Origin of the sequence: Loktanella sp. D2R18, from assembly GCF_003318235.1 — a bacterium.
In the GTDB taxonomy this organism is placed as follows: Bacteria; Pseudomonadota; Alphaproteobacteria; order Rhodobacterales; family Rhodobacteraceae; genus Yoonia.
On sequence record NZ_QOCG01000016.1, the window covers coordinates 107,554 to 117,528 of the forward strand.

Consider the following 9,975-nt stretch of genomic DNA (forward strand, 5'->3'; position numbering starts at 1 on the left):
CGCATATTTCTGCGCAGGAGCGTGATTTTATTCAGCAGGGATTGCCGCGTTTTCGATGCTGAGCGGGTGCTTAAGATGCACGAGCATTTCTTTGGGGCAAATCTGAACAAAATTGTCCTTTTCCAATTCCCAATGCTGCAAGATTTCAGCGGCTTTGCGACTGCCCGTTTCTGCGCCATGACGTTCGATCAGGGATTTCAACTGATCCACCCAATGGTCCACAGTGACGGGGTTCGTCACCAATGTTTCCATGTTGATCAGATCAGTGGCCTCGCCTTTTGGATCGTACAGATAGGCCATACCGCCTGTCATACCGGCCCCAAAGTTGGCCCCGATAGATCCGAGGATCACAGCCAGACCACCCGTCATGTATTCACACCCGTTAGTGCCGCAGCCCTCAATCACAACTGTTGCACCAGAGTTCCGCACGGCGAACCGTTCACCCGCGCGCCCAGCGGCGAACAGATAGCCATCAGTCGCCCCATAAAGAACCGTGTTCCCGATGATCGTGTTTTCGGCCGCAACCAGTGGGCTGGCCATAGGTGGGCGCACAACAATTGTACCGCCTGACAAGCCCTTACCGACATAGTCATTGGCATCACCTGATACTTCAAGCTTAAGCCCCGGTGCTGCGAAAGCCCCCAACGATTGCCCGGCAGAGCCGCGCAGTTTCACCGTCAAGTGATCAGGTTGCAGGTCGTTACGCATGCCAAAGTTTTTGACGATATGGCTAGATGTGCGCGTGCCGATGGTCCGCAGTGTGTTTTGCACTGCATAATCCAACTGCATCTTTTCGCCTTCTTCCAAGAAGCGCGCAGCATCCTGCACGATTTGCGCATCAAGCGTATCATCGACTGGGTTACGTGGTTTGTTGCGGTCATAGGTGATCTTTTCTGCGCCATCGACCGTGATCAGCAATGGGTTCAAGTCAAGGTCATCCAAATGCGCTGACCCACGGCTGACCTGCGTCAGCAGATCGGCGCGTCCAATGACATCATCAAGCGACCGTGCGCCAATGCTGGCAAGGATTTCACGCACTTCGGTCGCGTAGAACGTGATTAGGTTCACGACCTTATCGGCGTTGCCTGTGAACTTGTCACGTAGGGCTTGGTCTTGGGTGCAGACGCCAACCGGACATGTGTTCGACTGACACTGGCGGACCATGATACAGCCCATCGCGATCAGCGCGGCTGTGCCGATACCGTATTCTTCGGCACCCAGCATCGCGGCCATGACAATGTCACGACCGGTTCGCAGCCCACCATCGGTCCGCAGCGTGATCCGTTCGCGCAGGTTGTTCATAGCAAGCACTTGGTGGGCTTCGGTCAGGCCCATTTCCCATGGCAAGCCCGCATATTTGATCGATGTGCCCGGTGACGCACCAGTCCCACCGTTGTGACCAGAAATCAGGATTACATCGGCCTTGGCCTTGGCCACACCAGCGGCAATCGTGCCAACACCGGATGCCGCAACCAGTTTCACTGTCACCTTACAGATCGGGTTAATCTGTTTGAGGTCATAGATCAGCTGCGCGAGATCCTCGATTGAATAGATATCGTGGTGAGGTGGCGGTGAAATCAAGGTCACGCCTTTGGTTGAATGGCGCAGCTTGGCGATCAGGTCTGTGACCTTCATGCCGGGTAGCTGGCCGCCCTCGCCGGGCTTGGCGCCTTGGGCGACTTTGATTTCAAGCTCTTCGCAGGCCAGCAGATATTCTGCGGTCACGCCAAAGCGCCCCGAAGCAACCTGTTTGATCTTCGCGGATGCGTTGTCGCCGTTTGGTTCTGGTGTGAAATCATCTGGGCTTTCGCCACCTTCACCTGAATCCGACTTCGCGCCAATGCGGTTCATCGCGATGGACAGGGTCCGGTGCGATTCAGGGCTGAGCGCCCCAAGGGACATACCCGGTGTCACGAAACGCTTACGGATCGCAGTGATGCTTTCAACCTCTTCAATTGGCACTGGCTTGGCCATTGGCTTAATCGCCAAAAGGTCACGTAGATGGATTGGCGGGTTGGCTTGCATGGATTTGCTGTATTGCTGCCAAAGCGCATAAGATGCGTTGTTACAAGCCGCTTGCAGCATATGCATTGTCTGGGCTTCCCAAGCATGCTTTTCGCCTGAACGGCGCGCCTTGTAGAACCCGCCGATTGGCAAAATATCCGACGGATTCTTCCAACCACGTGCGTGCACTTCTTCGACCTTGGTTTGGATACCACTTGTGCCGATGCCCGAAATGCGGCTTTGCATACCGGGGAAGAATTCAGCGACCATCGCGCGCGACAGGCCCACGGCCTCAAAGTTCAGACCACCACGGTAAGACGACAGAACCGAAATCCCCATCTTCGCCATGATTTTCAGAAGACCTGCGTCGACCGCCTTGCGGTAACGGCCCACAGCCTCGGCCAAGGTGCCATCAACCAGCCCACGCTCAACGCGGTTGGCAATCGAATCTTGGGCCAAATAGGCGTTGACAGTGGTTGCGCCACAGCCGATCAGAACTGCAAAGTAATGCGGATCGATACATTCGGCGGACCGCACGTTGATTGAACAGAATGTCCGCAACCCTTTGCCAGTCAGCCCCGAATGCACTGCGGATGTCGCAAGGATCATCGGCATTGGCACACGGTCGACGTCTTGGTGTTGATCCGTCAGTACCAGGTGCCCCGCGCCAGAGCGCACCGCATCTTCGGCCTCTTCACGGATACGCTGAAGCCCCGCAGATAGTGCGCCACGCCCTTTTGAAAACGTACAATCGATAAAGGCCACGTTGCCACCAAAGCGGCTCACCATTTCGTCGAATTCGCCGTTGGACACAAATGGGCTTTCAAGCACCAAAATTTCGGCCTGGGACGAATTTTCATCCAGCACGTTTTTCAAGTTCCCAAACCTGGTTTTCAACGACATCACGCGTGTTTCACGCAAACTGTCGATCGGCGGGTTAGTGACCTGGCTAAAGTTCTGACGGAAGAAATGCGACAACGGGCGATAAACGCTCGAAAGCACGGCAGACGGGGTGTCATCCCCCATGGACGCGATCATTTCTTTGCCATCTTCGGCCATCGGCGCAAGCACCTGTTCAAGGTCCTCAATAGAATAGCCCGCGGCGACCTGCCGTTGACGCAAATCAGCACCGTCAAACAGCGTGGTTTCAGGCACGTCACCCATGACGTCTGTCAGATCGACAACTTTTTCAATCCAATCACCAAAAGACTGCGCGCCAGACAGCACGTCTTTCATTTCGGTGTCGTGGTAAAGTTTGCCTGCGACCATATCCACAGCAATCATTTGACCGGGTCCAAGCGCACCTTTTTCGACAACAGTTGCTTCGTCAATCGGAACCATCCCAACCTCGGAACCCGCAATCAGCAGCCCATCACCTGTCACGACATAGCGCAGCGGACGCAAACCGTTGCGGTCAAGACCGCCACACACCCAGCGCCCATCCGTCATCGCCAGCGCAGCCGGGCCATCCCATGGCTCCATCACAGCATTGCAGTAGGCGTACATATCTTGCCAAGCCTGCGGCATATCTGACGCCTGCTGTGCCCATGCTTCGGGAACGAGCATTGTTTTTGCCATTGGCGCATTGCGGCCCGCACGCACAAGCACCTCAAAAACAGAGTCTAACGCTGATGAATCCGATGCACCCGATGGAATGATTGGTTTGATGTCTTCGGCTTTGTCACCGAATGCACCGGATGCCATCCGGATCTCATGGGACTTCATCCAGTTGACGTTGCCCTTGAGCGTGTTGATTTCACCGTTGTGCGCGAGCATGCGGAATGGCTGGGCCAATGACCACTGCGGGAACGTGTTTGTCGAATAACGCTGATGGTAAATAGCAAAGGCGGATTCAAACCGTTCGTCCATCAGGTCCGGATAGAAATCCGCAACCTGTTCAGCCAACATCATGCCCTTATAGATGATCGAACGGCACGACAGCGAACAAATGTAGACGCCATTGATTTGGGCCGCGGCCGCGGCTTTTTCGATGCGGCGACGGATAATGTAGAGTTCGCGTTCGAACTGTTCATCATCGATATCCTTTTCGCAACGGATCAGGATTTGTTCAATTTCGGGGCGGGTCGCATTCGCCTTTTCACCCAAGCATTCGGTATTCACCGGCACATGGCGCCAGCCATAGATATAGTGACCAAGGCGCAGCACCTCAGATTCAACAATCGTGCGGCAGCGCTCTTGAGCACCGAAATCTGTGCGTGGCAAAAACACCTGCCCGACAGCGATTTTTTCGCCGTCTTTGGGTTCGTGCCCGGTACGCCGGATTTGGTCCTGAAAGAACGGTCCGGGGATTTGGACGTGGATACCCGCGCCGTCACCGGTTTTACCGTCCGCGTCAACGGCACCGCGGTGCCAAATCGCCTTAAGCGCATCAATACCATTTTCAACCACACCACGCGAAGCGGTCCCGTCGATAGACACCACAAGGCCAACGCCACATGACGAATGTTCGTCCTCGTCAGCGTAAAGACCGTTTTCGGTCATCCATTTGCGCTTTGCTTCTTCAGCCGCGACCCAAGCTTGATCATAGGTGGTCATAGGTAGTCTCCTCAGAAAGTGGTGCGGATGAGATCGCAACCCCACAGCCGTGTTTTGGCCGTGTGCTTAAAAAACCCGGCTCGCCGGGAAAGATGAATTCGATAGGGCGTTCGTCGTAAGATTCTTCGCCATGCGAAAATGAACGCACGCCGGTACCGCCGAAAAACCGTTGCCAATCAGGGCTGACATATTCGCTGCCGCGCGCAGACCATTCGATGGTGCCATCAGGGGCGCTTGCGGTGATTTCATAGCTGGTTTCCAGCAACGTAACGCCGTCAATGGTGACTTCACGCCCAGTCAACCGATCGGCTCCTACATAGTGGACAGGGCCGATTGGGTCGCGGTCGCTGTAAAAGTCGTAGTGATCGACGCCAGTTGTGATCAATTCAGAAACCGACGCAGGGTCCGCCGCATCTGGTAACAGCCGTTCGTTGATGCCGGATGCGGGGCTATAGCTTTTTATCCACTGGGCCTCGGCGTCAATTACCGCAAGAAACGTCATGCCACGTTCATCTAAACTCGCGCGCTGTTGGTACCCAGCAGGATCGGATTCACAAATAAAGTGATGTTCCACCTCGCAGTTTGCGTTTTGCGTGGTCAAATACGCGGTGCATCCGACGGGCAAGCTAAACGTCGCCGGACCAGTTTGTGCCGCTGCCGGGCTGGCAGCGATAAATGCCAGAAACACGACTCTCATGGCTGGTAGCTCGTTTCGATCTCATTGCATTCATAGATGGGCTGATCGGCGAAAAAGCCGGGTTCGCCGGGGTAGATGAATTCGAGCGGAGACATGTCGCTGACTTGGTCAAGATCGTCTTCTAGCCAAGATTGACCGAAAAAGAACAACCGATGTTCTTTGCTCACGAATTGGCGGCCACCGCTGGCATCCAAGACATTGCCGTCAGCATCCGAAGTTTGTCCATGAAATTCGGTTACCAACAATGTTTCACCGTCGATCACGACACTTTCGCCGATCAACATATCAAAGCCGACGTTACGTTCCGGGCCGTCTTGTGTCTCGATTGTGAAATCCCACGTATCGACATCGTATTCAAACAGTTCTGTCAGCGATGATGGGTCCGCGACGGGTTGTTGCAGAACCTCATCACCCATAACCGAATAGGTTTCCATCCACTGGAATTCACTATCGACACGCTGCACGCTGAACACGCCGCCTTGGCCGATCAGTGCGATCCATTGGTCGCCGGGATTGTCGGCTTCGCAGGTCCAAACATTCACCATGACGCAGCCCTTTTGCTGCACAGTCAGTTTCGCTTCGCAGCCTTCAGGCGCGGCAAAGCTTTGTTGTGCGGCGGCAGGTGTTGCCAGTGCAAGCGCGGAAAAGATCATCAGTGGTTTCATCATGTCATAACCTTTCAGGTCAGTATGGTGATTATTCTGCGGCGACCGCGGCAGCCTCGTTCAGATAGTCCAAAATCGCGGCAGCGCTATCGCGTCCGTCGCGAATCGCCCATACGACAAGCGACGCACCGCGCACGATATCACCAGCAGCGAAAACGCCATCCAAGCTGGTTGCACCGGTTTCGTATTCGGCCTTCACCGTACCCCAGCGGGTCACTTCAAGCCCATCGACGCCCCAAAGCTTTGGCAGATCCTCGGGCGAGAAACCAAGCGCCTTGATCACGAGGTCAGCAGGTTCTACATAATCGGCGCCCTCGATCACTTCAGGGGCCTGACGGCCAGTGGCGTCCGGCGCGCCAAGACGCATCTTTTGCACCTTCACACCCGTGACAGCGTCGCCTTCAAACCCATCGGGTGCGGCAAGCCAGACAAATTCAACACCTTCTTCTTCGGCGTTTTGAACTTCGCGTTGCGATCCGGGCATATTGGCGCGGTCACGACGGTAAAGGCATTTCACGCTTTCAGCGCCTTGGCGGATGGATGTGCGCACGCAGTCCATCGCGGTGTCGCCACCACCAATCACAACCACGCGCTTGCCCGCAGCGTTCAGCTCACCGCTTTCGAACTCGGGAACCACATCACCGAACCCGGTACGGTTGCTGACGGTCAAGAAATCAATCGCGTTGACGATGCCATCAGCATCAGAATCGGGCAGATCGCGGGTCTTATAAACACCTGTCGCGATCAGAACCGCATCATGCTTGCCACGGATTGCGTCAAACGACAGATCTTCGCCAACGTTGCAATTCAAAACGAATTCAACACCGCCATCTTCGAGCTGCACCATGCGTTTCATGACAACATCTTTTTCCAGCTTAAAGCCGGGAATGCCGTAGGTCAGCAAACCGCCACCGCGGTCATAGCGATCATAAACAGTGACCTGCACGCCCTGACGGCGCAGCATATCAGCGGCGGCCAAACCACCGGGGCCAGCACCGATGATTCCTACGCTATCTGCGCGTTCCATATTCGGGCGGATCGGCTTGACCCAGCCTTCTTCAAACGCGGTGTCAGTGATATATTTTTCTACAGACCCAATAGTTACTGTGCCGTGACCTGATTGTTCGATCACACAGTTGCCTTCGCACAGACGATCCTGCGGACAGATGCGGCCACAGATTTCAGGGAAAGTGTTTGTCGCCTGCGAAATTTCATAGGCTTCTTGCAGACGGCCTTCGGCGGTCAGACGCAGCCAATCTGGGATATTGTTGTGTAGTGGACAATGCGATTGGCAATACGGCACACCACATTGCGAACACCGGCTGGCCTGCTCGGCGGCTTTCGCCGTTGCAAACTCGGCATAGATTTCACCAAAATCCTGTTTGCGCAGATTTGGCGGACGCTTTTGTGGCATCTCGCGGTCTACGTCAGTAAATTTTAGCATCTTTTGGCCAGCCATCCGCTGTCCTCCCATATTACAGAGCGAACTGCCTTTTAGAACAGGATCGCCGGAAAGAAAAGGCAGCATTGCTGACCTATATAAAAAAATTTCTGCCGTTTTTTCGAATTTCGGCGAGCTCGGGAAGAAAATTAGGTCCCATTCGGACATAATTACTCTCTTTCCCCACCGATGCATCAGGTTAGGTTGTGGAAAAGCGAATCGCAGGCAGATCACAATGACGACTTTCAATCTCCTACTTGTGGCCCTGATCCAAGGCGTGACAGAGTTTCTGCCCGTTTCATCCTCGGGTCATCTGATCCTTCTGCCGTCTCTTACCGGGCTTGATGATCAGGGGCAGGTTATTGATGTCGCAGCACATGTTGGCACACTGCTTGCGGTGATCTTGTATTTTCGGGCCGATGTTTGGCTTGCGACACAAGGGTTGCTGCGCGTGATGCAAGGCAAGATCGACACCCAAGGCGCACGGCTTGCGATGGGCTTGATCGTCGCGACCATTCCGGTGATCCTTTTTGGCCTCTTCCTCAAACTGACCGGCCTATCCGATCAAATGCGCGGAATCGCGGTGATTGGATGGACCATGACGATCTTTGGGCTTGTTCTCTATTGGGCGGACCAAAACGGGCCAACTGAAAAAACCGCCGAAGAATGGACCCTTAAGGACGCAATCAAGATGGGTGTTTGGCAAGCGGTCGCATTGATCCCCGGCACGTCACGGTCAGGCATCACAATCACCGCCGCACGGTTGTTAGGATATACACGTTCGGACGCGGCGCGCATTTCGATGCTGATGTCTATCCCAACGATTATCGCATCCGCAAGCCTGCTCGGGCTTGATCTGGTTGGAACCGTAGATATCAGCGCAGTGCGCGATATTGCCATGGTCGTTGGCATGTCATTTGTCGCGGCGCTGATCGCGCTGACCTTAATGATGCGTCTTTTACGCGCAGTCAGCTACACGCCCTACGTCATCTACCGTCTTGGGCTGGGCGTGTTGCTGCTGTGGATCGCCTATACCTAGGCCTTTAGGTTTTTGGCTGATTCTTTGATCGCGTCGTACTGACCCGACGGGCGGAAACGCCACAGATAATCAGGCAGCACTGCATCAAGCGAAGTCGGCTGGATGCCAAAGCTATCCAAACCATTCGCGCCAGTAACAACATTGTCCACGGTCAAGCTTTTGACCTGATCCTTGGTGACTGGCCCTTTGACCAAGCCAAGCGACAATGACCGGCCAACACCAAACCCCCACGCCATCATGCGGGCAATTCCGAACGGAATATTCACCACCAACCTACGGCGACGCACAACGGTCAGCATCTTTTTAATCAGGCCACGCATGGTCAACACATCAGGACCGCCCAGTTCGTAAACGCCAGCCTCGGCGTCACCCATCACGGCCTTGGCGGCAGCGGCAGCGACATCATCGACGTAAACCGGCTGGAAACGCGTATCGGCGCCGATGATCGGCAAGACCGGGCCAAAGCGCGACATGCCCGCAAACCGGTTAAAGAAAGTATCTTCTGGGCCAAACACAATTGAGGGACGCAAAATCACAGCACCCGGGAAATGCTGTTTAACCGTAGCTTCACCCGCGGCTTTGGTACGGCCATATTCGCTTGGTGCGTTTTCATCTGCACCAATGGCCGAGACATGCACCATACGGGCAACATTCAGCTCTGTCGCGATGCGCGCAATACGTTCAGCACCTTCGGCATGCACAGCGTCAAAAGTGTTTTTGCCAACTTCATCTAAAAGGCCAACACAGTTCACAACCGCATTTGCGCCCTCGGTTGCGGCGGCAACGCTAGCATCATCGCGGATATTGCAAAAAATTGGCTCTACCTGCCCGACAACACCGTAGGGGCGCACGAACATCGCCTCATTCACGGTACGGACCGCAACGCGGACGCGCCATCCTTCAAGAGCCATGCGTCGGGCGATATAGCGCCCCACAAAACCCGAACCGCCGAAAATGGTGACTAGCTTAGACATGGCTTGGCCTCGTTGCTTGTTTCGCCCGGTTTACCCGGCCACCCAAGGCCAGACAAGGCGCATTTGAAAGGAATCTGCATCACGCTCCCGCTTGGTCGCAATTTTCAAGTCGAATCGCGTTGACAGTGTCCCCATCCAGCCTTACATCGCCCCCACGACACCTGCCCAGGTGGCGGAATGGTAGACGCGCCAGCTTCAGGTGCTGGTGTCTGTATGGACGTGGAGGTTCGAGTCCTCTCCTGGGCACCATCCAAGCCTCTTGAAGGTGTTGTTTTTCAAGCATATCATGGCATTAGCGCCCCTCCCGAGACACAAATAGGGACACATTGGGGACACTTCGCATGGTTTTAGTGATGAAGCTCAAATACGTTGATACTCTTTCAGGGGACCGCAAAAGGTTCCGAAGACGATACCCGAAAGCCGTTGCTGAGGTGCTTGGCGGTTCGGTCTTTCAGGTGGCGATGAGGGCCCGTGATGGTGCCGATCTATTTACCGAGCATGCCAAACTTTTATCCGAATATGAGAAGATCGTAGCCAAGGCCAAGCGCTCTGCTGCGGAAAAGGGCCAGCTATCGCCGCTTGAGGTGTCCCTAGATTTG

Annotated in this window: 7 protein-coding genes and 1 tRNA gene; 3 read left to right on the forward strand and 5 right to left on the reverse strand. The window is 54.8% G+C overall.

The genetic code is table 11. The features are described 5' to 3' along the window. Positions 1–27 precede the first annotated feature (27 nt). From gltB to DS901_RS10215, 4 genes are read right to left on the reverse strand one after another with little or no spacing between them, the layout of a single operon-like run. The gene (gene gltB / locus DS901_RS10200; protein ID WP_113776837.1) at positions 28–4,560 is read right to left on the reverse strand and encodes a glutamate synthase large subunit; all 4,533 of its coding nucleotides are present in this window, start codon (positions 4,558–4,560) and stop codon (positions 28–30) included. Beyond that, positions 4,547–5,257 carry a hypothetical protein gene (locus tag DS901_RS10205; protein ID WP_113776838.1) on the reverse strand — a complete coding sequence of 237 codons (711 nt, stop codon included), beginning with the start codon at positions 5,255–5,257 and terminating at the stop codon, positions 4,547–4,549. Before DS901_RS10205 ends, gltB begins: the two co-directional genes overlap by 14 nt. After that, positions 5,254–5,925 (reverse strand): hypothetical protein, encoded by a 672-nt coding sequence (locus DS901_RS10210; RefSeq protein WP_113776839.1) that lies wholly within the window; start codon positions 5,923–5,925, stop codon positions 5,254–5,256. The genes DS901_RS10205 and DS901_RS10210 overlap by 4 nt, the downstream gene beginning before the upstream one ends. 28 nt (positions 5,926–5,953) lie before the next feature. Beyond that, positions 5,954–7,381 carry an NAD(P)-dependent oxidoreductase gene (locus DS901_RS10215; RefSeq protein WP_113776840.1) on the reverse strand — a complete coding sequence of 476 codons (1,428 nt, stop codon included), beginning with the start codon at positions 7,379–7,381 and terminating at the stop codon, positions 5,954–5,956. Between the two features lie 217 nt (positions 7,382–7,598). Between DS901_RS10215 and DS901_RS10220 the strand changes: the two genes are divergently transcribed. After that, entirely contained in the window at positions 7,599–8,402 is an 804-nt protein-coding gene (locus tag DS901_RS10220) for an undecaprenyl-diphosphate phosphatase (protein ID WP_113776841.1), read from the forward strand. Here the strand turns inward: DS901_RS10220 and DS901_RS10225 are convergent. Continuing rightward, complete coding sequence (locus DS901_RS10225; protein ID WP_113776842.1) at positions 8,399–9,376, reverse strand: complex I NDUFA9 subunit family protein; 978 nt, start codon at positions 9,374–9,376, stop codon at positions 8,399–8,401. The genes DS901_RS10220 and DS901_RS10225 overlap by 4 nt on opposite strands. Positions 9,377–9,539: 163 nt before the next feature. Here DS901_RS10225 and DS901_RS10230 point away from each other — a divergent pair. Further along, positions 9,540–9,625: transfer RNA gene (locus DS901_RS10230), tRNA-Leu, on the forward strand. A gap of 104 nt (positions 9,626–9,729) precedes the next feature. After that, the coding region (locus DS901_RS10235) for a hypothetical protein (RefSeq protein ID WP_147249902.1) at positions 9,730–9,975 on the forward strand (246 nt) is incomplete at its 3' end.

Coding starts and splice junctions, on each gene's coding strand:
- gltB (WP_113776837.1), bottom strand. CDS start 4,560: ATGACCACCTATGATCAAGCTTGGGTCGCGGCTGAAGAAGCAAAGCGC.
- DS901_RS10205 (WP_113776838.1), bottom strand. CDS start 5,257: ATGAGAGTCGTGTTTCTGGCATTTATCGCTGCCAGCCCGGCAGCGGCA.
- DS901_RS10210 (WP_113776839.1), bottom strand. CDS start 5,925: ATGATGAAACCACTGATGATCTTTTCCGCGCTTGCACTGGCAACACCT.
- DS901_RS10215 (WP_113776840.1), bottom strand. CDS start 7,381: ATGGCTGGCCAAAAGATGCTAAAATTTACTGACGTAGACCGCGAGATG.
- DS901_RS10220 (WP_113776841.1), top strand. CDS start 7,599: ATGACGACTTTCAATCTCCTACTTGTGGCCCTGATCCAAGGCGTGACA.
- DS901_RS10225 (WP_113776842.1), bottom strand. CDS start 9,376: ATGTCTAAGCTAGTCACCATTTTCGGCGGTTCGGGTTTTGTGGGGCGC.